This window comes from Clostridioides difficile ATCC 9689 = DSM 1296, from assembly GCF_001077535.1.
Classification (GTDB): domain Bacteria; phylum Bacillota; class Clostridia; order Peptostreptococcales; family Peptostreptococcaceae; genus Clostridioides; species Clostridioides difficile.
Map to the genome: position 1 here is coordinate 1393414 of NZ_CP011968.1, position 24841 is coordinate 1418254.

Below are 24841 nucleotides of genomic sequence, written 5' to 3' on the forward strand. Positions count from 1 at the left end.
ATAGAACTTTTATATTCTATGCTATTCTTCCATTTTTTATTATAAACCATCTATAAAATGCAAATATACAGTTTTCAAGATGCTTATAGTTTTAATATTGAAAATATAATTAATCCTATAAGTACAAAAATGAATGATTTTTCTATGAAATTACTAAATGGTCCTCCAACAGTTAAAAAACCTAAAGAAATTTTCTTTTCGCTTAGCGGATAAAAAATTGGTATTCCTTGCTTTGTAAATAAATCTCCTAAAAACATATGACTTGCATAACCAATCGTACCATAAAAAGATAAATTATTAATATTAGTGATTAATTCTATCTGTTTTAGTAAAAAATATACTATTATAGTTGCAAATATGCTATGAGAAAAACTTCTGTGCTTTAACCAGGGAAAAATTGACAACATTAGACAAAAAATTGTAAAATATATTTCAACTTCTATGATGTATAAGCATATAGCTAATAGTATAAATATTAATGATAGAAAAACTTTTCTTAGAAATGTGTGGGTTAGTTTTGCTTCAATAATTATAATTGCAACAAATGTAATTATTGCGCTTAAATAAAAATTATCATTTATATTTATTGAAATAAAGAAAATAATAATATTAACAGCATATATAAAAATTCTATATATGTATTTGGATACATTGTTTTTTAGAATGAAATTTGAGACCATAGAATTAGATTTATCCAAATCGGGTAGTACAGCAAAAGTAGCTGAAACTAAAATATCAACTAAAGATATAGGAATTTTAAATATTAAAGATGTTTGGATAGCTGTTAAGATTCCTATTGCACAATGAGTTTTACCACGCATAAATCCTCCTAAATTATCCGATATTAAATCATATAATATTTAGAGGATATCAAAATAAAATAGGTTTGTCAAAATAATACGTTAAATGTATTTTAAATATAGCTTAAAATATGATACGAATTATGGTACAATAAGAATAACTGGTAGCGAGTGCGTGATTTGATATTATTTATGATTGTAGAACGTGTTAAAAAATTAAATAGACAGAAGGAGATGATGCAATTGTTCAAAAAGAACACCAACAAGATAAAGGTAATGGCCTTGGGTGGACTTAACGAAGTTGGAAAAAATATGACTGTTGTTGAGTATAAAGATGAAATAATTGTTATAGATGCTGGACTTAGTTTTCCAGAGGATGAAATGTTAGGAGTAGATATAGTTATACCAGATATAACTTATTTAGTAAAAAATAGGGATAAAATAAAGGGTATATTTATTACACATGGACATGAAGACCATATAGGAGCTCTTCCATATATATTAAAGAAAATAAATGTACCTGTATATGGGGCAAGACTTAGTATAGGTCTTATACAAGTAAAACTTAAAGAACATAAAATGAATAATGTTAAGTTAAATGTTATAGGTCCTAGACAAGTTATAAAGCTTGATAATATGGAAGTAGAGTTTTTGAAAAATAACCATAGTATACCAGATGCTTACTCTATTGCAATACACACAGACCAAGGTATAATATACCACACAGGAGATTTTAAGATTGACTTGACTCCTATTGATGGAGATGTTATGGATATGCATAGAATCTGTGAGTTGAGCAAAAAAGGAGTTCTTTTAATGCTGGCAGATAGTACTAATGCAGAAAAACCAGGATTTACTATGTCTGAAAAGACTGTTGGGGTAGGTCTTGACGAATTATTTGCAAAAGGAAATGGCAGAAGAATTATAGTTGCTACCTTTGCATCCAACATACACAGATTACAACAAATAATAAATACTGCTGAAAAGTTTAATAGAAAAGTTGCTATATCAGGTCGCTTAATGGTCAATGTAGTTGGAGTTGCAAAAGAATTAGGATACCTAGATATTTCTGATGACATGCTTATAGATTTAAATGATATATGTAAGTATGAAGATAGTGAATTAGTGATAATAACAACTGGTTCACAAGGTGAACCTATGTCAGCTCTTGCTAGAATGGCTTTTTCAGAGCACAAAAAAGTAGAAATAAAGAGTGGCGATTTAGTTATAATATCTGCTCATCCAATACCAGGAAATGAAAAATTAATATCAAGAGTAATCAATTTCTTATTTGAAAAAGGAGCAGAAGTAGTATACAGTGATATAGCTGATATACACGTTTCTGGACATGCCTGTCAAGAAGAATTAAAACTTATACATGCATTAGTTAGACCAAAGTTTTTTATGCCAGCTCATGGTGAATATAGAATGTTAAAAAGACATGCTGAAATAGCTGAACAGCTTGGTATGGACAAAGAAAATATTTTTGTCATGCAAACAGGAGATGTTTTAGAATTAGATAAAAATTCTGCTAAGGTAGCAAACCGTATACAAACAGGAAACATATTAGTTGATGGTCTAGGAGTAGGCGATGTAGGTAATATAGTTTTAAGGGATAGAAAGCATTTATCAGAAGATGGTCTTATGATAGTTGTAGTTACTATTTCCAAGGATGAGGGTAAGGTCTTAGCAGGTCCAGATATAATTTCCAGAGGATTCGTATATGTAAGAGAGTCAGAAGATTTAATGGATGGAGCAAAGGATATAATTAAGAATGTTCTAAATGAATGTGAAGAGAAAAATATTAAAGAATGGGCTTATTTAAAGAATAATATTAAAGAAAACCTAAAAGAATATTTATATCAAAAAACTAAACGAAATCCAATGATACTTCCTATCATAATGGAAGTATAATATAAAAAAACTATAAATTTGAAAATTAGACCTCTTGTAATTTTTAAAGTAATATCAAAAATCCAATTGATATTATCTTAAGAATTACAAGAGGTCTTTTTAATACTCATTTTAAAAAAAAATATATTACATAAAATACCAATTATAACAATCTTTTATTAGTAAAAACTAATTATATATAAATTTTACTGATAGGAGGATTCTTATGGATGATGTTTCAAGACAAAATGCTATAAAAGCTTTAAAACAAACAAAAATGGAAATAGCAGGAGAGTATGGAATGAATTATGAAGATGCTTTTGAAATAATAGAAAATGCGTCTAATAAAGGTGTTTTAGAAGGTTACTTTAAAAAGCTTGAAAAGAAAAAAAATTTAGGTCAAGGTATATCTAGGCATTTAGAATAAAAAAAGTTAAATGTGAGAAAATAAGTTTAAATAAACTTTAAGAGGTGACATCGATGAAAAAATTAGCTAGTACTGCTTTGGCTATATTAATTGCGCTTACTCCTTTAAGCTTTTCTTTTGCAAATAATAAGGAAAATGCTGATGCCAACCAACTAAATATATCTTCAAAATCAGCAATTTTGATGGATGTTGGTAGTGGACAAATTTTATATGAAAAGGATGCTCATAAAAAGCTTCCTCCTGCTAGTGTAACTAAGGTAATGACTATGCTACTTATAGTAGAAGCTTTGGATTCAGGCAAGATTAAGCTTGATGATGAAGTTCAAGTAAGTGAAACTGCATCTAGTATGGGTGGTAGTCAAATATTCCTAGAGCCAGGAGAAACTCAAAAGGTTGATACATTATTAAAAGGTATAGCTGTTGCTTCTGCAAATGATGCTTGTGTTGCTATGGCTGAACACTTAGCTGGAAGTGTTGAAGGATTTGTTGATAGAATGAATGCTAAAGCAAAAGAGTTAAATATGAATGATACTCATTTTGCAAATACAAATGGACTTCCAGTTGCAAACCACTATACATCTGCTCATGATATAGCTTTAATGTCTAGAGAACTATTAAAACACGAAATGATAAGTAAATACTTAACTACATGGATGGATAAGGTTGTAGTAGGGAAGAAACAAGTTACAGTAGGTCTTGCAAATACTAATAAACTTATAAAGCATTATCAAGGAGCAACTGGTGTTAAAACTGGTTTTACTCAAGAAGCAAAATACTGTTTATCAGCATCTGCAAAGAGAGGTAATACTCATCTAGTTGCTGCAACTTTAGGAGCAGAGACTTCTCCAGAAAGATTTAATGATGCCTCTAGCCTTTTAAACTATGGATTTGCTAATTATGAAAGTGTTAAGTTATGTAGTAAAGGTGATAATATAGCAACACTTACATTGGATAAGGCTGATGAAAACAAAGTTAAATTGGTTGCTAAAGAAGATTTAAATACTCTTATTAAAAAAGGAAGTTCTAAAGAATTTGAGAAGAAAATTGAAATAGTAAAAAATCCTAAGATGCCAATTAAAAAGGGAACTGTTTTAGGAAAAATAAAGATATGTAAAGATAAAAAAGTAATAGGCGAAGTGGAATTGATAAATACTAAGGATATAAATAAGGCAAGCTATCTACAAATGCTTCAAAGAATAATTGATAATATGATATAAATAATTATCAGATGAAATATAATTATAATACACAAAGATATGATTATAATACACATAAAAAATACCCTTATGTAATTATTTGCCATAGGGGTATTTTTATTTACCATATAGAAGTATTTTATAATCTTATGATTTTTATAGAAATATAGAAAAGTTTATGTATCTTAAAATATCATTTGATTTAATATCATATATAGGGTTGTTTAACAATTATCTAAGTAAAGGCATACTACCAGTAAGTTTATTCACTTTCTTTTTATTCCCATAAATTGCTATCCCAAAATACTGTAACTCATCTTCTGGAACACTAGCAATCTTTTGTGTAAATTCTTCATAAAGATTGCAACTTTGTGCTACATCTGAAAAATCTACAACAGTTAAATCGTTAAATTCCAAAGTATATAATTTTTTACGTAAATCTTTTATTATTTCTTTGTTTCCTTTTAAAATAGGTACAGGAATGTCAATAATTCCTAAGTGGCTATTACCTGTTTTGTCAATTACATCTGGGCCAACAGTTTCTGGGGCATGTTTTCCTAGTGTAATTCCCATTATAGCTGCTGTATTGGATATAATTCCCATTGGTAAATTTTCGTCTATTACCATGACACATTTTGAATTTTTATTTTCCATTTTTATTTCTCCTTTTTACCTTATTTAAAGTTGTTTGAATCATCATTTATAAATATATTTTGATACTGCTTTGGTGTAAGACCAATAAAATTCTTAAAAAAGTTTGTAAAGTGACTTTGGTCTACAAATCCTGTTTGTATCGCAGCATCTATAGGTTCTACGCCTTTTTCTAAAAGCTTTTTAGCTTTGTTTACCCGTATATTTTCTAGGTATCTATATGGTGTAATACCTTTTAATTTCGTAAAATTACGAAGTAGAGAGTACTTATTCATACCTGCTATAGTGCTTAATTCGTCAAGTACTATATGTTCAGCATAATTATTTTCTAGATAATCACATACTGCTTGAATTTCTATATTTGTATTTTCCAAGTTAGATTGCAAATTTGGCTCTGTATGTTCTTCAATTAATTGTTCAATTAGGAAGAAAAAAAGCTCTTCCTTTTTAAAATCCAATTCTTCTTCCATGATTATATAGTGTAATTCTTGTAGTAGAGGTACTAGCTCACTGCGAAATATAACAGGTTGATTAAATTTTGGTAAATAATTTTTACCTGTAATTTCAAAGACGGTTTTTTTCATTATTTCTGGCTTAATATTAATACATCTGTAATCAAGTACTTTATCATCTATTTGTTCACAAGTATGACTATCAAAAGGGTTAAAAAGTAGCAAATCTCCAGTACTTGTGGTATACTCTTTATTTTTACAAGATAAATATCTTTGACCTTTTTCTATAAAACCAATTACATAATGTTCATGAAAATGGTTTGGGAATTTTTGCATTATGCCTTTAAATCTATATGCTTCAATTTTTAATTCCCTATCAAAGCATACTGTGCGTTCTTCTTGTCTCACTTAGGTAACCTCCTTTCATGTTATACAAAGTGTAACACATATTTTTTTATACTTCTTGTATAATATTGACTAAGAGACAATAATGTCAATTCATGTCAATATAATATTATACTTACAGTAGGTGTAATTATTATATTTTCACAATGAATATGATATAATAATAAAAGTTATAAAATAAAAAGCAAATTTTAATTTTATGCCTAGAAGTTAAAATTATTATAATGTAAAATAATTTTGATTATAAGCTATTTAATTGTTATAATAATATTAAAAATTTAATTTAGGAGATGTACATTAATGTTAAGTATGAATATAGGAGAAATAGTAGCAAGTTTAGTTGGTATAGCTATGGCAATATCAATACATGAGTTTGGCCATGCTTATTCAGCTCACTTGTTGGGAGATGATACAGCTAAAGCTTATGGTAGAATGACATTAAATCCTGTAAGACATGTTGACCCAATAGGTCTTTTGGCTATGTTTATCCTTAAGATAGGGTGGGCAAAGCCAGTACCAGTAAATCCAAATAACTTTAAAAACTATAAGATAGGAAACCTGATAGTTTCACTTGCAGGCGTTTTTTGTAATGTTTTGACTGCTATACTGTGTGTAATTATCAATAAGTATGTGCATATGTACGCTATAAATACAATAGCTGGATATGTGCTTTTATATAGTATGGGATTTGCAGCTTTTAACTTACTTCCGATACCTCCACTTGATGGATGGGGAGTTATATCTACATTTGTACCATATAAATGGAATGAATATTTGTATAAATTTGAAAGTATGAGTTATATAATTTTATTAATTGCTTTATTTACTGGTATATATCAAATAATACTATCACCAATATATACAGTGTTGCTAAAAATAGTATATTTATTTGTTTAATATAATAAACAGATTAAAGAGGGATTGATATGAAGTATAATATACAATTACAAGTCTATGAGGGACCATTAGATTTACTTTATGATTTAATAACAAAGCATAAAATAGATATAAAGGATATATCTATAATAGATATAACTAAGCAGTATCTAAATTATTTGAAAATGCTAGATAAAATGGATTTAGAGATAACTAGTGAATTTATAACTATGGCATCAAAACTTTTAGAGATAAAGTCTAAATATCTGCTTTATAAGCAAAAAGATGAAGAAGAAGACCCAAGAATAGAACTTATGGAAAAGTTAGAAGAATATAGAAAATTTAAGGTAGCATCACAAGATATAAAAGAAAATATAACTTATGTTAATGAGAGATTTTATAGAAATAAAGAAGAGATAATTATTGATGACAATGTGGATTTAGAAGATATATCAATTGAAGCAATAAAAAATATACTTCCATACATATTTAAAGTTAAAACATCACAGATAGAAAATGCTAATGATGAGAAACTAGATAAAATAGTAAGGAAGAAAATAATATCTGTAGAAGAAAAAATATTATATATAAGAGATATTATAAAAGATAAGATTGAAGTTACTTTTACAAATATTATAAAATCATATGAAAATGATGAAATAATAGCTACTTTTTTATCTATATTAGAGCTTATAAAAGAAAAAGAAATAGTCGTAGTACAAGATATATTTTTTGATGATATTCTAATAAGAAAAAGTTCGGAGTGTTAAAATGAAAAGAGAAGATATAAAGTATATTATAGAATCTGTTATGTTTGCATATGGTGAACCAATAAGTATAAAAGAATTAAACTATATAATAAATAAAGAACTTTCATCAAAAGAAATAGAGATTATGTTAAATTTACTTATTGAGGAGTACAGAGAACAAAATAGAGGTATTCAAATAATCAAGTTAGAGAATAAGTACCAAATGTGTACAAATAAAGACTATGCAGAATATATAAAGAAGATTATTGAACCAAAGAAAAAGAAAAGTTTGAGCCAAGCTACATTAGAAACTCTTACTATAATTGCCTACAAACAACCAATAACAAAGGTAGAAATAGAGGATATAAGAGGAGTAAAATGTGATAAGGTATTACAAACTTTGTTTGAAAATAAACTTATAAGAGAAGCTGGTAGATTGAATAAGATAGGGAAACCAATAATTTATAAAACAACAGATGAATTTTTAAAGTTGTTGAATATAGAAAGTCTTGAAGAATTGCCACCTATAGAAAATTATCAAGAAGTGGCAACAAATGAATAAAAATATAAAATCACAATAATTTAGTATGTAATTTTAAATTTTAAAAGATTTAAAATGCTCTAAGTTGTTGTGTTTTTTTGTATAAATATAAAATTATAATTCTCTTAAAATAAATATGGATAATTAAGTATAAATAGTAATTTTTTGATGATAATATAAACATGGAGCTTAATGAATTATTTAATTTTAAGTATTTAATAATAGCTGTAATTTTTATTATAAGTGTAACTATGTTGATTTTAATATCTCATATAAACATCTTAATAATAGCTGATATAAAAAACAAAGATATTTGTTTAAAGCTTAATATAAAATACATGTTTAATTTAATAAATATAAATAGACAACTTTATCCAGCTGAAAATAGTAAAAATAATGATAAAAAAGAGGGGATGAAGAATAATATAGATTCAAGTATATTATTAGCTGATGACCTTTTGAGCATTTATAGATTATTAAAAAAGATAAAAATACATGAACTTTATTCAAATATTAATTTTGGAACTGGAAATATTGGCTTAACATCTTCTGTATATGTATTGATAAATACTTTGTATGGAAATTTATTTAATATGATTGATGCAGAAAAAATGTATTTAAATGTAAATCCAGATTTTACAAAAGATTATGTTTTAGGAAATATAAGGATACATATAAGGCCAAGAATAAAAGCTTTATTTAATATTATAATAATGATTAATAAAATTATGAATAAAAATAAAGGAAATAAGGAAGGTGATAGTAATGAGAGCAACAGGTTCGATACAGAGTCTTATGGAAACAACTCTTGAAACAATTAAAGGTTCTATAGATGCAAATACTATTATAGGAGACCCTATAAAAACAGATACTACAGTGGTTGTACCTATATCAAAGGTTACAATTGGCTTTGGTATAGGAGGAGGAGAATACTCAAAAGGATATGATGATAAAGATAGGGAAATTGAATTAAAAAATGAAAAATCAGATACGAATTTTGCTGGAGGTAGCGCAGGGGCTATATCTGTACAACCAGTAGCATTTGTAGTAGTTGAAAGTGGAGAGACTAGAATAATGAGTTTAGATAGTAATATCAATCTAGTGGATAATATATTATCTATAACTCCTAGAGTATTGGAGAAAATTCAAAATATATCACAAAGTAATAAGAATCAAGATAAAAACAATATGTAAGAATAAAATATTTTTAAATATGTATATAGTTTTAAGTAAAGTAGTGGGGTTAATATAAATCCCACTATTTTGTTGTGTACTTTAAACATTTATATCTAATAAGATTTTAGTTTAAAACAATTTAAATAGATAATAAAGTTGATATATAGTATAATTATAAAAAGAAAAGAAGTATTATATTATAGATATATAAACGCATTTGAGATATAAGAGGGAGTTATAAATCATTAGTTTTGAGGTGAATGTTATGAGCGATAAAGAATTATCTATTTTGTTGTTAGAAAGTATGAATAATTTTCATAATTTAATAAAGATTATTAATAACGAAAGATATAAAAAAGATAAGGTTCTTACAGAAAGACAGTTCTTTGCCTTAGTAAAAATAAGAAAACATGATAAAATAGAGCTTAAAAATCTAAGTAGAGATTTGCATGTATCTACTTCTAGTCTGTGTATACTACTTAATAAATTGGTTGAGCAAGAGTATGTATATAGGGAAGAAGATAGTAGAGATAGACGAAATACTTTTTATGGAATAACTAAAAATGGAGAAAAGATATTGGATAATGAAATACTAAAGTTTGTATCTATAATAAGTGATAAAATGGATTGCCTAGATATAGATAATAAAGATAAATTATTTACTTCTTTGGAAGAGTCTAAAAATATAATAGAACAATTATTTTAAAAAGGAGAATTTATTATGAATATAAAGTATTCTAAAGAGATATTAAAAAGTTTAGAAAATGCTATAACAGTAGTAGCTCTATTTGAGGGAGAAGATGTTTTTACGACATTTGATAAAATAAATATGATAAGCAGAAATTTTAATTCTAAAGAAAATAGTATAGATACTGTAACATTAATTGAAAATAACAATTTGGTAAATGTTTGTTTTGTTGGTTTTGGTAAGAGAGAGTTATTGAATAGAGAAAAAATTAGAATCATAGGTGGGAATTTGTGTAAAAAATTAAAAAATATATTGAAAAATGAAGCATATAAGAGTAGTGATGTTAATGTACTGAATCTTAATTTAAATAGTGATGAAATAGGTTGTTTTGTAGAAGGGATATTACTTGGAAATTATAAGTTTGATAAGTATAAGACAAAAAGTAAGGATTTTGAAAGAAAAGAAGTTGATACTATAACTATATTTACTGAAAAAGAAGTTGAGTGTCAAATAGAAAAGGCTAAAATATTAGCTAATTCAACTATAATAGCTAGAAATCTAGTTAATGAACCATCAAACGTAATATATCCAAAAACATTAGCAGTAGAAACAGTTAAACTTGGTGCAGAGTTTGGGTTTAATGTTGATGTTTATGAAGAAGAAAAAATAAAGGCATTGGGAATGGATGCTTTTTTCGCTGTTTCAAGAGGTTCAATTAATAAACCAAGATTCATAGTAATGAGATACTTTGGAGATAAAGAAAGTACAGATATATTAGGTCTAGTAGGTAAAGGATTGACTTATGATACTGGTGGATATTCTTTAAAATCAAATGCTTCTATGCTAGATATGAAGACAGATATGGCTGGTGCTGCGAGTGTTATAGGTGCTATGTGTGCTATATCTCAAAGTAAATTAAAGAAAAATGTTATAGCAGTAGTGGCTGCATGTGAGAATGCTTTATCAGGAGGTTCATACAAACCTGGAGATATAATTAGTTCTATGGCAAAGAAAACTATTGAAGTTTTAAATACGGATGCAGAAGGTAGACTTACATTAGCTGATGCAATATACTACATTATAAACAATGAAAAAGTAACAAAGGTGGTTGATGTAGCTACATTAACTGGTGCTGCTTTAACATTGTTAGGTAATGTTGCAACTCCTATAGTAACAAATAATGATGATTTTTATTGTGAATTAGAAAAAGCTGCCACTTTATCAGGGGAAAGGGTATGGAAGATGCCAATTTATGATGAATTTAAAGATATGATAAAAGGAGAAGAAGCAGACCTTAAAAACACTGGTGGTAAAAATGCTGGATGTATAACAGCAGGAGCTTTTATTGGTGAATTTGTTGGGAATACTCCTTGGATACATATGGATATAGCGGGGACAAGTACATCATCAAAATCAATTGGATACAAAGCAAAGGGGGCTACAGGAGAACCTGTTAGAACATTGTACTATTTGGCAGAAATCTAAAAAACAATTATAAAATATAATTTATAAAGCCACGTGGATATTTTTGTAATTTAAGATTATCTATGTGGCTTTATTTTTTATTTAAGTAAATTATTTACTCTTTTTCTTTTTTTCAAGTATAAAAGTATCTCTATTAAATAAAAGAGCAGGTATGTACATAATACTAGTAACAAAAATAAACGTAAAAATAGCAGTTATGCTATGACTTAAAAAACCATAATAGTACCTAGAGTTGGTAAATGTGTTTAGTAAAAATATGAATGAAAAATAAATAAAACATATAGCTAAGTTATCTCTAAGTGCATATCTGTTAACTCTAAATTTTCTAACATCAACCATATATATATCTGCATAAATTATCAAGCACTTAGAGAAGATAAAGATAAAATATATTAAGCTAGGAAATTCATAGCCCAAGTTTTTAGAAAAAATGAGTTCTCCAACTGAACAAACTAAACTCCAAGAAAAAAATATATTAAAAAGATGATACTGCTTAAAAATTAGTATGGCTATACACAGATATATACAAATATAATTGATTCCAATTGGTAAAGAGTTTAGAGTACTATAATTACCTGAAGAAATAAGTAATAATTGCTCTAGAGCCATAATTATTACAAGTAATGTACAAATTATCTTCTCAACTGTATAGCTATAAGGTAAAATATTTTTGGTTAGTTTTGGACAATAGTATAAAAATAATCCAAATATAAAGAGACTTACAAATTGTTCACTAGAAAAAAGAAAAATTTTAAACATATAACATTCTCTCCTATAATAAATTTAATATGTATCTATATAAATATATTCATTATATCTCAATTTAATATATAAAAAAGATAATAATAGTTAGATTTTTTATATGAATTTTAATAGGTAAAATATCCTATTGTTTTGTAGATATATCCTAATTATGTCAAAAAATAAAAAAATTTTTATTTATTAGAGTTTTTGGAAATAATAATAACAGATATTATAATTAATTAACAGTTTTTGTAAGTATTTGACAATAGAGAGGGTGTAACAAATGGGAATAATAGAGTCAGCATCAAAATTGGCTGAGATGGTTCATTTATTGGCTGTTGAAAAGGGGATAACTGATATAGAAGCATGGGATGAAGCTGTGAAAGAATACAGCAAAATTTATGAAGAAAGAAGAAATGAATAGAATGATAAAAAATGAAAACTTGATGATAAAAAATAACTTTATTTAAAGAAATTCAATTTTTATAGAAGTATTAAAAATAATATAAATAAAAAGATGGTATTTCAAATGTAAGTAAAAAATCATTTTGGGATACCATCCTTATTATTTATTTTAATAATATATAAGTAATAAATCTTACTTATCCATATTTTTTATGTAACCTCTTTTTTCTAGCTTTTTTATATGCTCCTTACGTATTTCATCAAGATTAATACCATATTGTTCTTCTAGCTTAAACATCATAGTAACACATGTCTGCGCTACATCCATTAGTTCCTTAGCAGTTTTCTTTATAATATCAACTTCATCTAAATCATTATTTTCTCCACTTAGATTTCTGAATTTACCTATACATTCAGCTAATTCACCTTGTTCTTCACCCATTTTGATAAATGTAGATTCTAGTGTTGGGTCTAAATTATTAAGCTCTGGTAAAGATATAGTTTTTAGTTTCATAAAAGCTCCTTTCAAGTTATTCGTATTTATACTAAAACATCATAACAAAAATAATACTAAAAAAAAACTTTAAATTCAACATAAAAACTTACATATATAATAAAAATCGTGAAATAAATCTATATTTGTCTTAATACAGCCTCATATAAAACTTCTCCAATAGGTTTATTTATTACAAGAGAAGCTGACTTATCATAGACTGTATTTGCTTTATTAATAAGAGCAATATAATCACCTTTGTAATAATCTATAAAACTTGCTGCTGGGTACACAGCTAATGATGTACCTCCTATAATCAATAAATCAGCATTACTTATAGCAGAAATTGTTTTAGTAATGACATCACTGTCAAGAGCTTCCTCATAAAGTACTACATCTGGTTTTACTATAGAACCACAGTTGTCACAGTAAGGAATATTACCTCCCAGATTTAACATAGATTCTAAGTCAAAAAACTTACCACATTTAGTACAATAATTTCTATGTACAGAACCATGAAGTTCTAGCACATTTTTACTTCCAGCCATTTGATGAAGTCCATCAATATTTTGAGTTATGACAGCTTTAAGCTTACCCATTTCTTCGAGTTTTGCTAAAGCTATATGAGCATTATTGGGTTTTGCATTAGGATATATTAATTTATCCTTATAAAATTCAAAAAATTCTTCTGGATATCTAACAAAAAAAGTATGTGAAACTAATTGTTCAGCAGTAAATTGTTTATTGAGTTTTTGGCTAAATAATCCAGTAGAACTTCTAAAGTCTGGAATATTAGATTCAGTTGAAACACCTGCTCCACCAAAAAATACAATATTATTGTGATTAGCTATTAAGTCTTTTAAGCTATTTGCATCCATAGTTACACCTCCAAATTATTATATATAAATTGTACTACATATTAGGTCGTTTATGTTTTATTAATTTAAATAAATATATAGTTTAATAAGTTAAATAAAGGGAATATAAATAAAATGTATACAGAGTATAAATAGACAATATTTACTAAAATAACAAGTTGTCGTATAATTATATTAAAATTGTTTTAGTGTATAAGAAGGGCGGGGGAAGTACGTGAAGAAAAAAGCAGCTTTAGCAACATTGGCTATGTTACCCTTAGGTGTGGTAAATGCACATGCTGATGGAGATATAGGTATAGTGACTATAAATTATTTAAATGTAAGAAATGAACCAACTGCCGAAAGTAGCATAGCCTTTGTTGCTAAAAAAGATGATAAAGTTTTGATTAAAGACTCTTCTAATGGATGGTATAAAATAAAAGCTGAATCTGGACAAGAAGGTTGGGCTTCATCAAAATATATAGCAAAATCAAATAGTGACTCTTTAAGAACGTCTACAAATAAAGAAAAACAAGTTATTTCAAATAGTTTAAATATGAGAAATGGAGCAGGTACAAGTTACAGAGTAATAACTGTACTAAAAAAAGGTCAAAAAGTAGAAGTAATATCAGAGAGTAATGGATGGTCTAAAATCAAATATGATGGAAGACTAGGATATGTATCTAGCTCTTATTTAGGAGACGTTTCAAACTCAACTAATAAATCAAAAACTAAACAAGTGAATACAACTTCACTAAATGTAAGGAGTGGACCAAATACAAGTTATGGTTTGTTAGGCAAGTTGCCAAAAGGAAGTAAAGTAGAAGTAATATCAGAAAGTAATGGATGGTCAAAAATAAAGTATAATGGAAAAGATGCCTATGTATCTAGTATGTACTTATCGGATGTAAGTCAAAGTAATTCAGACAATTCTAGTCAAAGCAATGATAAAAAGAATACTGATAAGGTTGTAAATACAGCTTCTTTAAATGTAAGAAGTGGACCAGGTTCTACATATAGTAAGTTGGGAAAAGTTTATAAAGGAAGTAAAGTAACTGTACTATCAGAAAGTAGTGGATGGGCTAAGATTAATTTTAACAATAAAGAAGCATTTGTAGTAGGCAATTATTTATCTACTTCAGCAGATACTTCAAATAATAACTCAAATAGTAACTCTGATAACAGTTCTAATAGTAATGGCAATAATTCTTCATCATCAGGTCAAGTAAATGGTATGTCAGGTATAAGTGGGGCTAAAATTGATTATAAATCTTTGAGTTATACTTTAGAATCTCATATAAGTAAACAAGTTGAGAAAGCAGCATCAGGAGGAAATGTGATAGCTCCAAGTAATAGGAAAAGCACTCCAAGTCCTGAATTTAGTACTTTTTCAGCTCAAAGAACAAGCTCATTTGTAAATGCAAGTTCAAGTGATATAGAATATTATTTAAATCCTAAGAATTTTACAAATACTACTAAAGGTATGATGCAGTTTTTAAAGATTAACAGTTATAGAGATGGTATTTCAGAATCAAGTCTTAACTCGTATCTTAATGGTTTATCTTCTAGTGTATTTAAAAACCAGGGAGCAGCCTTTATAAATGCTGCCAAGAAGTATAATATAGATGTTGTATATCTAGTATCTCATGCTATGTGGGAAACTGCTTATGGTAAGTCTACACTTGCCCAAGGTCAAACATTAACATCTTATAAGGGACAACCTCTTAGTAAGCCAGTTAAAGTATACAATTTTTTTGGTATAGGAGCAATAGATAAAAGTGCTAATGTTTCAGGTGCAGAAGCAGCGTATTCCAATGGCTGGACTAGTGTAGAAGCTACAATAGATGGCTCTGCAAAGTGGATATCACAAAATTACGTAAATAGTTCTAAGTACAATCAGAATACTATTTACAAGATGAAGTGGAATTATGATTATACATGGCATCAGTATGCAACTGATGTAAACTGGGCTAATGGAATTTCTGGAATTATGGAAAATTTAATTGGTCTTTATGGAGGAGGAAGTAGTTTGGTTTTTGAAGTTCCTCAATATAAGTAATACATAAATAAAAAATATAGACTATGGGTAGTTTTCATTTTATTTAAATTATCTATAGTCTTTTTGTATATAATTTATAATCTGTAAATTTAATGTTAACAAAACTTTTATGTTATAATATTAATTCTAAGTAAATATAAGTGAGTAATGGGTAGAAATAGATAAAAAGTGGTAATAATATATATAAAGATAATTTTGAGAAAGGAGGATATATATGGAAAGTATTAAGGAATATTTGGATAAGTTAGAAATTAATAATAGTGGTCTTGGAAAGCAACTTAAAGAAGTTTATATAAATAGAGTAGTTTATTTTAAGGAAGATAAGATAGTTTATTTTTATCTAACTTCTAAAGATATTGTTTCTCATGAACTTTTAGATAAATTTAAAGAAGAATTGATGTATAAACTCGATTATTTTAAAGATATGAGGATGAAGATAAGATTTACTGGTCTTGAAAGAAAATCCAATAAAGATGTTATAAAAAAATATTGGAATAATATATTGTATATATTAAAGTATCTTTGTCCATCTATTGCAGGGTGGTATAAACAAGTAGAATTTCTTTGTTTAGAAGAAGAATTAAAAATAAAACTTCCAAAAGGTATATTTTATGAGCGATTAATGAAAAAAAATGTAACTTATGTACTTAAAACCGTGCTTAGCGAAGAGTTGGGATTAGATTTAAATATAACAATAGAAAAAGCTGTTGATGAAAAGGTAAATAAAGAAAGACTCATAAGAATCAATGATAGAGAAATGGAAGAAAAAATTAGGGCTTTAGAAATTGGAAAAGTTAATAACTGTGAAGAAAATGAAGAGGAAAGTTATGTCATTAAGTCTGATGTAGATGAAAATTTAATCTATGGAGATAATGCAAATGCTATGATTGAAAATATAGTTGAATTAAATGCATCTTCTGGAACAGTTGCAGTTGTTGGAGATATATTTGATGTTGACACTAAAGAACTTAAAAACGGAAAAATACTTATGATAGCTTCAATTACAGATTATACTAGCTCAATAAGCTGTAAACTTTTTTTAACAGATACAAATAAGGATGGAGTACTTGAAAATGTTAAAAAAGGAGCATACTTAAAAATCAAGGGTGACATAGTTTATGATACATATCAAAGAGAAATTAGTATGATGATTAGTGGGATAAGAAAAGAAACTAGAATAGAGAGAGAAGATAAATCAGAGGAAAAAAGAGTAGAACTCCATGCACATACACAAATGTCTTCTATGGATGCTATTTGTTCTGTTAAAAAGCTTGTAGAGCGTGCAGCCAAATGGGGTCATTCTGCTATTGCTATAACAGACCATGGTGTTGTACAAGGATTTCCAGATGCTATGAATGCAGGTAAGTCAAATAATATAAAAATACTTTATGGAGTAGAAGGGTACTTGGTTGAAGATGATTCTCTCATTATAGAGGATGCAAATGATAAAGAACTTTCGCAGACATTTGTTGTATTTGACATAGAGACAACTGGCTTTTCTAATACAAATGATAAAATAACTGAGATTGGTGCTGTAAAAATAGAAAACTTTAAGATTGTAGATAGATTTAGTGAGTTAATAAATCCTGAAAAAGATATTTCTTATAAGATACAGGAATTGACAGGAATAACTAATGAATTAATTAAAGACAAGCCAACCATTGAAGAAGTTCTTCCTAAGTTTATGGAATTTGTTGGAGATAGTGTATTAGTAGCACATAATGCAGAGTTTGATACTGGATTTATATCGCAAAAATGTAGGGAACAAGGCTTGTTATATAATAACAAAAAAGTAGATACACTTATGTTAGCAAGAGTAATGTTACCAAACTTAAAAAGACATAGATTAAATGTCGTTGCAAAAGAACTTGGTATTCCTCTTTTAAATCACCATAGAGCAGTGGATGATGCTGAAGCTACAGCACTTATATTTAATAAGTTTTTGCAGATGCTTACAGAAAAAGGTGCAAAAACTCTAAGTGATGTAAACAATATACTTGGAAAGATTGATTACACAAAGCTTAGCACAAATCATATAACCTTGATAGCAAAAAATTCTATAGGTATAAAAAATTTATATAAAATAATTTCAGATGCACATGTAAATCATTTTTTTAGAGCACCAAGAATCCTTAGAAGTGTATTAAATGAATATAAAGAAGGATTAATAATTGGTTCGGCTTGTGAAGCTGGGGTGGTTTTTCAAGCTGTAAAGAAAAACGTGTCTGATGAGGAAATGAAAAAAATAATAGATTTATACGATTATATTGAAGTAATGCCTATAGATAATAATAGATTTATGATTGATAAAGGAGAAGTAAAGGACGAAGAAGAGTTAAGGGAGTTGAATAGGAAATTAATTGATACAGCCAAAAAATTTGACAAAATTCCAGTAGCTACTGGGGATGTTCATTTTTTAGACAAACATGAAGCTGTCTTAAGAAAAGTTCTTAAATATTCTCAAGGTTTTAAAGTAGATGAAGAAGAAACTTATTTACATTTTAGAACAACAGATGAAATGTTGGAAGAGTTTAGTTATCTTGGAGAAGAATTGGCATATGAAGTTGTAGTTGAAAATAGTAATCTGATTGCCGATATGGTTGAAGATATAAAACCTATACCAGATGATACTTATCCTCCAATTATAGAGGGCTCAGATGTGGAGTTAAGAGAAATGTGTTACAAAAAAGCCAAACGAATCTATGGAGACCCAATACCAGAAATAGTTCAAAAAAGACTGGATAGAGAATTAAATTCAATAATAAGCAATGGGTATGCAGTTATGTATATTATAGCTCAAAAACTGGTTGCAAAATCTCTTTCAGATGGATATTTAGTTGGTTCAAGAGGCTCAGTTGGCTCATCTTTTGCAGCTACTATGAGTGATATAACAGAAGTTAATCCTCTTCCAGCACATTATATTTGTGAAAACGAAGACTGTAAATATTCATTCTTTTATGAAATAGGTGAATGGGGCTCAGGTGTTGATTTACCAGACAAGGATTGTCCAAAGTGTGGAAGAAAACTTGCTAAAAACGGTCATGATATTCCATTTGAGGTTTTCTTAGGTTTTGAAGGTGATAAGGAACCAGATATAGACTTAAATTTCTCAGGAAATTATCAGCCAACAATTCATAAATACACAGAAGAACTATTTGGAGAGGGGTATGTATATAGGGCTGGGACTATAGGTACTGTAGCAGAAAAAACAGCTTTTGGATACGCAAGAAAATATGTGGAAGAAAATAATATAAGTGTACCAAATGCAGAAGTACTTAGGCTTTCAAATGGATGTACTGGAGTAAAAAGAACCTCAGGACAACATCCTGGTGGAGTTATGGTTATACCAGACTATAAAGATGTATACGATTTTACACCTATACAGTATCCAGCAAATGATACTTCTTGTGGTGTTATAACTACTCACTTTGATTATCATTCAATAAGTGGTAGAATACTTAAACTTGATATACTTGGACACGACGGTCCTACCATTATAAGGATGCTTGAAGATATGACTGGAATAAATATAACAGAAATTCCTTTAGATGATAAAGAGACTATGTCTCTATTTACATCTACAGAAGCATTAGGTGTTACACCAGAAGAAATAAACTGTCCTATAGGTTGCCTTGCTGTACCAGAGTTTGGAACTAAGTTTGTACGACAAATGTTACTTGACACAAAACCTACTACATTTGCAGAACTTGTACGTATATCTGGTCTCTCTCATGGGACAGATGTTTGGGTAAATAATGCACAAGACTTAGTTAGAGAAGATATAGTTGGATTAAAAGATGTTATATCTACACGAGATGACATAATGAACTATTTAATATTTAAAGGATTACCTCCCAAAATGAGTTTTACAATAATGGAGAGCGTAAGAAAAGGTAAAGGTTTAAAACCAGAACACATTGAAGAAATGAAAAAAAATAATGTTCCAGAATGGTATATAGGCTCATGTAAAAAGATAAAGTACATGTTCCCAAAAGCACATGCTGTTGCTTATGTAATGACATCATTTAGAATTGCATATTGTAAAGTTCACTATCCAGAAGCATTTTATGCGACTTATTTTACGACAAAAGTTGAGGATTTTGATGCAGATTTAATTGTTAAAGGATTAGATGCTATAAAATCAAAAATAAATGAAATTGAGTCACTGGGAAATGATGCAACCACAAAAGAAAAAGGTATGTTGACCGTTTTAGAAGTTGCTCTTGAAATGTATGCTAGAGGAATAAAATTATTACCAGTTGATATATATAAATCAGATGCAACTGAGTTTATAGTTGTAGGAGAAAAAACATTACTTCCACCAATGGCAGCAATACAAGGTCTTGGAGGAAATGCGGCTATAAACATCCAAAATGAAAGAAAAAATGGTGAATTTATATCAAAAGAAGATTTGAGAAAGAGAACAAAAATATCAAAAACGGTAATAGAAACTCTTACTAATCATGGTTCACTTGAGAATATGAGTGAGAGAAATCAATTGTCATTGTTTTAAGTTAGCCCAAAAAGTTGCAAATAAAAGAATTTTATGATATCATAGTATAGAAAATAGTATACTTTGCAGAAACTAAGAGTGAGACAGCTGTTCTCACTCTTTTATTTTAAATATATTATTAAAAAGCTGGTTTATTTTTATTAAATATATTTTATTTAAGATTATATAAACTGGTCATTTACAATTGAATAGGAGGAACTTTAATGAAAAAAAATTTAGAAGCTACAATTGAGGAGATTGTAACTAAAATAACGGATGAACATGGATTTGAAATGGTTGATGTTGAATATGTAAAAGAAGCAGGAGAATACTACTTAAGAGTATACATAGATAAAGAAGAAGGAATATCTTTAAATGAATGTGAATTAGTTAGTAGAGAATTAAGTCCAATACTAGATGAAAAAGACCCTATAAAAGAAAATTACTTTTTAGAGGTATCTTCTCCAGGACTTGATAGAGCATTAAAAAAAGACAGAGATTTTGTTAGATATCAAGGTAGAGATGTAGATTTAAAATTATATAAACCATTAAATGGATGTAAGCAATTTGAAGGTGAACTTGTAGGATTAACAGAAGATAATAATATAAAAATCATTGCAAATGGTAAGGAAATGGAATTTAATAGAAAAGATGTTGCTATTGTCAGATTAGCAATAAAGTTTTAGTGGTATATTAAATAGGGAGGATATAAAAAATGAATCATGAATTTATGGAAGCATTAGATGAATTAGTAGTTGACAGAGGTATAGATAAAGAAATACTTATAGATACTATAGAACAAGCTCTTTTAACTGCATACAAGAAAAACTTTGGTTCAGCACAAAATGTTAGAGTTGAATTTGATAGAGACAAGGGAGATATAAAAGTATTTTCTCAAAGAGTTGTTGTTGATGAATCAGATTTATATGATACTTTCTTAGAAATAGAGTTAGCAGATGCTAGAGAGATAAACCCTAATTATGAATTAGGTGATATTATAGAACATGAAGTTACACCTAAAAACTTTGGAAGAATTGCAGCTCAAACAGCAAAGCAAGTAGTTGTTCAAAGAATAAGGGAAGCTGAGAGAGAAATAGTGTATAATGAATTTATAGAAAAAGAAAATGAAATAGTTACAGGAGAGGTTGCTAGAGCAAATAAAAATGTTGTTTATGTAAATCTTGGAAGAATAGAAGGTATAATGACTCAAAGTGAACAAATACCATTTGAGAATTATAAAGCAGGTCAAAAAATAAAATTCTATATACTTGAAGTTAAAAAGACTAACAAAGGACCTCAAATAGTTGTATCAAGAAGTCATCCGGGTCTAGTAAAGAGATTGTTTGAAGAAGAAGTTCCTGAAATATATGAAGGAATAGTTCAAATAAAATCTGTAGCAAGAGAAGCAGGGTCAAGAACTAAAATGGCAGTAAGATCTATAGATGAAAAAATAGACCCAATTGGAGCTTGTGTTGGACCAAAAGGACTTAGAGTAAAAAATATAGTGGATGAACTTGGCGATGAGAAAATAGATATAATAAAATATAGTGAAGACCCAGCAGAGTTTATATCAGCAGCACTTAGCCCATCAAAAGTTGTTAGAGTAGATATAGATGAAGATGAAAAGTCTGCCTTAGTAATCGTTCCAGATTATCAGTTATCGCTTGCTATAGGTAAAGAAGGTCAAAATGCAAGACTAGCAGCAAAATTGACTAACTGGAAAATAGATATTAAGAGCGAATCTCAAGCAGAACAAGAAATGTTAAATCTTGAAAATTCCAAAGAAATAGAAGCTGAGGATGTTGAAGCTGAATTTATCGACCAAGAAGAGTTAGATACTTCAGAGGATAATTTTAGTGAAGAAGAGTAAGGAGGGATGATTTTGAAAAAAGTAAAAAAAGTGCCTCAAAGAAAATGCATAGCATGTCAAGATAGAGACTCTAAAAAAGAGCTTATAAGAATAGTTAAAAATAAAGAAGGAAAAATATTTTTAGACCCAACAGGAAGAGCCAATGGAAGAGGAGCATATGTATGTAAAAGCTCTGAATGTCTAAAAAAAGCTATAAAGAGTAAAGCATTAAATAAAGCTTTTAAAATAGATGTTCCTGATGAAGTCTATGATAATCTACTTATGGAGTTAGAAGAATATGAAAAATAATAAAGAAAAAGTACTTTCGTTCTTAGGGCTCGCAACTCGTGCAGGGAAAATAGTGTCTGGTGATGATTCAACTTTGCTTGACCTTAAAAAAGGAAAAGTAAATTTGATTTTAATCGCAGAAGATGCATCAAATAATACTAAAAAACTTTTTAAAGATAAATCAACTTTTAGAAATATTCCATATCTATTTTTTTCAACAAAAGAGGAAATAGGATTTGCAATAGGAAAATCTCCAAGAGCAGTTGTAGGAATAAAAGATGAAAATTTTTCTAAAAAGATAATTGAACTAATAGAAATTTAAAATAAAATAGGGGGTGATCTTGTGTCAAAAACAAGAGTATACCAAATAGCAGAAGAATTAAATATATCAAATGAAGAGCTTATAAATAAGTTAGCTGAATTAGATATAAATGTAACTGACAAAGATTCAGTATTAGAAGGTGAAGAGTTAGAATTAGCACTTGAAATGTTAGGTGAAGATTTATCTCAAGAAAATGGAAATGTTATAGAAATAGATGGAAAGTTGACAGTACAAGTATTAGCAACGAAATTAGATAAATCTCCATCAGAAATAATTATGAAGCTTATGAAAATGGGAACTATGGCAACAATAAATCAAGAGATAAGTTTTGAGATTGCTGCCTTGGCTGCCAAAGACTATGGCTTTGAATTAACAGTAGCTGAAAGTGATGATACAGAAGCTTTAGAAATAGAAGCTTTAATGGAAATTGAAGAAGATAAAGAAGAGGATTTAAAACCTAGACCACCAGTTGTTACAGTTATGGGACATGTTGACCATGGTAAGACATCTTTACTAGATGCAATAAGAAAAACTGATGTGATTTCAGGTGAAGCTGGAGGAATAACTCAGCATATAGGTGCTTCAGAAGTTAAAATCAATGGACACAAAATAGTATTTTTAGATACTCCAGGACATGAGGCTTTCACATCAATGAGAGCAAGAGGAGCACAAGTTACAGATATAGCAATATTAGTAGTTGCAGCAGATGATGGTATAATGCCTCAAACAGTTGAAGCTATAAACCATGCTAAAGCAGCAGGTGTACCTTTAATAGTTGCTATTAATAAAATAGATAAACCAGGTGCAAACCCAGATAAGGTTAAACAGGAATTAGCAGACCAAGGATTATTAGTTGAAGACTGGGGTGGAGAAGTAATAGCAGTTCCAGTATCAGCTAAGAAAAAAGAAGGAATAGATACACTTTTAGAAATGGTATTATTGGTTGCTGAAATGGAAGAGTTAAGAGCTAATCCAAATAAAAGAGCAGTAGGAACTGTTATAGAAGCTGAGCTTGATAAAGGAAGAGGGCCAGTTGCAACAGTACTTGTTCAAGGTGGTACTTTAACAGTAGGTGACCCAATCGTTGCAGGTGTTGCATGTGGTAAAGTTAGAGCAATGATAAATGCAAAAGGTAAGAGAGTAAAAACAGCAGGACCATCTACAGCAGTTGAGATATTAGGTCTATCAGAAGTTCCACAAGGAGGAGACCAATTTGTCGAAGTTCCAACTGATAAGATTGCTAGAAGTGTAGCAGCAAGAAGACAACAAATAGTTAGAGATGAAATGTTAAAATCAACTCAAAGATTATCACTAGATGCTCTATTTAGTCAAATGAGTGAAGGTTCTATAAAAGACCTTAATATAGTTATAAAAGCAGATGTACAAGGTTCAGTACAGGCAGTTAAACAATCTTTAGAAAAATTATCAAATGAAGAAGTTCAAGTTAAAGTAATACATGGTGGTGTTGGAGCTGTAACAGAATCAGACATATTACTTGCAGCAGCTTCTAACGCAATAATAATAGGATTCAATGTAAGACCAGTTCCAGGTGCAGAATCTCTAGGAGAAAAAGAAAATGTTGATATAAGAACATATACTATAATATACAAGGCAATAGAAGATATACAAGCGGCTATGACTGGTATGTTAGACCCTGAATATGTTGATGAAGAAACAGGAAAAGCTGAAATAAGAGAAATATATAAAATATCTGGTGTTGGAACAGTAGCTGGATGTTATGTGACTAATGGTAAGATATTTAGAAATTGTAAAGTAAGATTAGTTAGAGATAGCATAATAATACATGAAGGTGAGCTTGCAGCACTTAAGAGATTTAAAGATGATGTAAAAGAAGTTAATTCTGGATACGAATGTGGTATGAGTTTTGTAAATTATAACGACATAAAAGAAGGCGATATAGTAGAAGCTTATATAACTAAAGAAGTAGAAAGAAAATTATAAATTCGTATCAAAGAAAATCAGTTAGTAAAGA

At 28.5% G+C, this 24841-nt stretch carries 24 protein-coding genes; 18 read left to right on the forward strand and 6 right to left on the reverse strand.

Annotation, left to right across the window (positions count from 1 at the left end; translation table 11 throughout):
- Positions 1-83: 83 nt before the first annotated feature.
- A complete protein-coding gene (locus CDIF1296T_RS06820; RefSeq protein ID WP_003428273.1) occupies positions 84-821 on the reverse strand; it encodes a metal-dependent hydrolase in 738 nt (245 codons plus the stop codon).
- Between the two features lie 216 nt (positions 822-1037).
- Here CDIF1296T_RS06820 and CDIF1296T_RS06825 point away from each other — a divergent pair, with 216 nt between their 5' ends.
- The 3 genes from CDIF1296T_RS06825 (at position 1038) to CDIF1296T_RS06835 (ending at position 4337) form a co-directional block, all read left to right on the forward strand.
- Positions 1038-2714, forward strand: a complete 1677-nt coding sequence (locus CDIF1296T_RS06825; protein WP_107317892.1) for a ribonuclease J — start codon at positions 1038-1040, stop codon at positions 2712-2714.
- Positions 2715-2919: 205 nt separating this feature from the next.
- The gene (locus CDIF1296T_RS06830; RefSeq protein WP_003428269.1) at positions 2920-3120 is read left to right on the forward strand and encodes a CD1290 family small acid-soluble spore protein; all 201 of its coding nucleotides are present in this window, start codon (positions 2920-2922) and stop codon (positions 3118-3120) included.
- Between the two features lie 53 nt (positions 3121-3173).
- The gene (locus CDIF1296T_RS06835) at positions 3174-4337 is read left to right on the forward strand and encodes a D-alanyl-D-alanine carboxypeptidase family protein (protein ID WP_009896196.1); all 1164 of its coding nucleotides are present in this window, start codon (positions 3174-3176) and stop codon (positions 4335-4337) included.
- Positions 4338-4547: 210 nt separating this feature from the next.
- Here CDIF1296T_RS06835 and CDIF1296T_RS06840 read toward each other — a convergent pair whose 3' ends face one another.
- Positions 4548-4970 carry a DUF2000 domain-containing protein gene (locus CDIF1296T_RS06840; RefSeq protein ID WP_009889078.1) on the reverse strand — a complete coding sequence of 141 codons (423 nt, stop codon included), beginning with the start codon at positions 4968-4970 and terminating at the stop codon, positions 4548-4550.
- Positions 4971-4990: 20 nt separating this feature from the next.
- Positions 4991-5827 carry an AraC family transcriptional regulator gene (locus CDIF1296T_RS06845; RefSeq protein WP_003438284.1) on the reverse strand — a complete coding sequence of 279 codons (837 nt, stop codon included), beginning with the start codon at positions 5825-5827 and terminating at the stop codon, positions 4991-4993.
- Positions 5828-6124: 297 nt separating this feature from the next.
- Here CDIF1296T_RS06845 and CDIF1296T_RS06850 point away from each other — a divergent pair, with 297 nt between their 5' ends.
- The 7 genes from CDIF1296T_RS06850 to CDIF1296T_RS06880 all read left to right on the forward strand — a co-directional run bounded on the left by CDIF1296T_RS06850 (position 6125) and on the right by CDIF1296T_RS06880 (position 11339).
- Positions 6125-6721: a site-2 protease family protein gene (locus CDIF1296T_RS06850; RefSeq protein WP_009896200.1), complete on the forward strand. Its 597-nt coding sequence runs from the start codon at positions 6125-6127 to the stop codon at positions 6719-6721.
- Positions 6722-6750: 29 nt separating this feature from the next.
- A complete protein-coding gene (locus CDIF1296T_RS06855; RefSeq protein ID WP_003419448.1) occupies positions 6751-7470 on the forward strand; it encodes a segregation and condensation protein A in 720 nt (239 codons plus the stop codon).
- A 1-nt stretch (position 7471) separates the two neighbouring features.
- The gene (gene scpB, locus CDIF1296T_RS06860) at positions 7472-8011 is read left to right on the forward strand and encodes an SMC-Scp complex subunit ScpB (protein WP_009896203.1); all 540 of its coding nucleotides are present in this window, start codon (positions 7472-7474) and stop codon (positions 8009-8011) included.
- A 161-nt stretch (positions 8012-8172) separates the two neighbouring features.
- Positions 8173-8802: a DUF2953 domain-containing protein gene (locus tag CDIF1296T_RS06865; RefSeq protein WP_003438288.1), complete on the forward strand. Its 630-nt coding sequence runs from the start codon at positions 8173-8175 to the stop codon at positions 8800-8802.
- Positions 8756-9184: a GerW family sporulation protein gene (gene ytfJ, locus CDIF1296T_RS06870; protein ID WP_003419458.1), complete on the forward strand. Its 429-nt coding sequence runs from the start codon at positions 8756-8758 to the stop codon at positions 9182-9184. The genes CDIF1296T_RS06865 and ytfJ overlap by 47 nt, the downstream gene beginning before the upstream one ends.
- A 247-nt stretch (positions 9185-9431) precedes the next feature.
- The gene (locus tag CDIF1296T_RS06875; RefSeq protein ID WP_003419459.1) at positions 9432-9872 is read left to right on the forward strand and encodes a MarR family winged helix-turn-helix transcriptional regulator; all 441 of its coding nucleotides are present in this window, start codon (positions 9432-9434) and stop codon (positions 9870-9872) included.
- Positions 9873-9887: 15 nt separating this feature from the next.
- Complete coding sequence (locus tag CDIF1296T_RS06880) at positions 9888-11339, forward strand: leucyl aminopeptidase (RefSeq protein ID WP_003438290.1); 1452 nt, start codon at positions 9888-9890, stop codon at positions 11337-11339.
- A 90-nt stretch (positions 11340-11429) separates the two neighbouring features.
- On the opposite strand, the gene CDIF1296T_RS06885 is transcribed toward CDIF1296T_RS06880, so the two are convergent.
- A complete protein-coding gene (locus tag CDIF1296T_RS06885; protein WP_009896207.1) occupies positions 11430-12098 on the reverse strand; it encodes a TMEM164 family acyltransferase in 669 nt (222 codons plus the stop codon).
- A gap of 268 nt (positions 12099-12366) precedes the next feature.
- Between CDIF1296T_RS06885 and CDIF1296T_RS06890 the strand changes: the two genes are divergently transcribed.
- Positions 12367-12507 (forward strand): hypothetical protein, encoded by a 141-nt coding sequence (locus CDIF1296T_RS06890; protein ID WP_003419462.1) that lies wholly within the window; start codon positions 12367-12369, stop codon positions 12505-12507.
- A 174-nt stretch (positions 12508-12681) separates the two neighbouring features.
- Here CDIF1296T_RS06890 and CDIF1296T_RS06895 read toward each other — a convergent pair whose 3' ends face one another.
- Both CDIF1296T_RS06895 and CDIF1296T_RS06900 read right to left on the reverse strand, forming a co-directional pair.
- Complete coding sequence (locus tag CDIF1296T_RS06895; RefSeq protein WP_003428248.1) at positions 12682-13002, reverse strand: MazG-like family protein; 321 nt, start codon at positions 13000-13002, stop codon at positions 12682-12684.
- Between the two features lie 119 nt (positions 13003-13121).
- Entirely contained in the window at positions 13122-13859 is a 738-nt protein-coding gene (locus CDIF1296T_RS06900; protein WP_003428245.1) for an NAD-dependent protein deacylase, read from the reverse strand.
- Between the two features lie 214 nt (positions 13860-14073).
- Here CDIF1296T_RS06900 and acd point away from each other — a divergent pair, with 214 nt between their 5' ends.
- The 7 genes from acd to infB all read left to right on the forward strand — a co-directional run bounded on the left by acd (position 14074) and on the right by infB (position 24810).
- Entirely contained in the window at positions 14074-15897 is a 1824-nt protein-coding gene (gene acd / locus CDIF1296T_RS06905) for an N-acetylglucosaminidase (RefSeq protein ID WP_003438294.1), read from the forward strand.
- Positions 15898-16111: 214 nt separating this feature from the next.
- Positions 16112-20410, forward strand: coding sequence for a PolC-type DNA polymerase III (locus CDIF1296T_RS06910; protein WP_003438301.1), 4299 nt, complete (start codon positions 16112-16114; stop codon positions 20408-20410).
- A gap of 203 nt (positions 20411-20613) precedes the next feature.
- The gene (locus tag CDIF1296T_RS06915; protein ID WP_003438303.1) at positions 20614-21075 is read left to right on the forward strand and encodes a ribosome maturation factor RimP; all 462 of its coding nucleotides are present in this window, start codon (positions 20614-20616) and stop codon (positions 21073-21075) included.
- 29 nt (positions 21076-21104) lie between these two features.
- Positions 21105-22259 carry a transcription termination factor NusA gene (nusA, locus tag CDIF1296T_RS06920; protein ID WP_003428238.1) on the forward strand — a complete coding sequence of 385 codons (1155 nt, stop codon included), beginning with the start codon at positions 21105-21107 and terminating at the stop codon, positions 22257-22259.
- Positions 22260-22265: 6 nt separating this feature from the next.
- The gene (gene rnpM / locus CDIF1296T_RS06925) at positions 22266-22547 is read left to right on the forward strand and encodes an RNase P modulator RnpM (RefSeq protein ID WP_003419469.1); all 282 of its coding nucleotides are present in this window, start codon (positions 22266-22268) and stop codon (positions 22545-22547) included.
- Entirely contained in the window at positions 22537-22848 is a 312-nt protein-coding gene (locus tag CDIF1296T_RS06930; protein WP_003419470.1) for a L7Ae/L30e/S12e/Gadd45 family ribosomal protein, read from the forward strand. The genes rnpM and CDIF1296T_RS06930 overlap by 11 nt, the downstream gene beginning before the upstream one ends.
- A 21-nt stretch (positions 22849-22869) precedes the next feature.
- The gene (gene infB, locus CDIF1296T_RS06935) at positions 22870-24810 is read left to right on the forward strand and encodes a translation initiation factor IF-2 (RefSeq protein WP_003438306.1); all 1941 of its coding nucleotides are present in this window, start codon (positions 22870-22872) and stop codon (positions 24808-24810) included.
- The last annotated feature ends 31 nt before the right edge of the window (positions 24811-24841 follow it).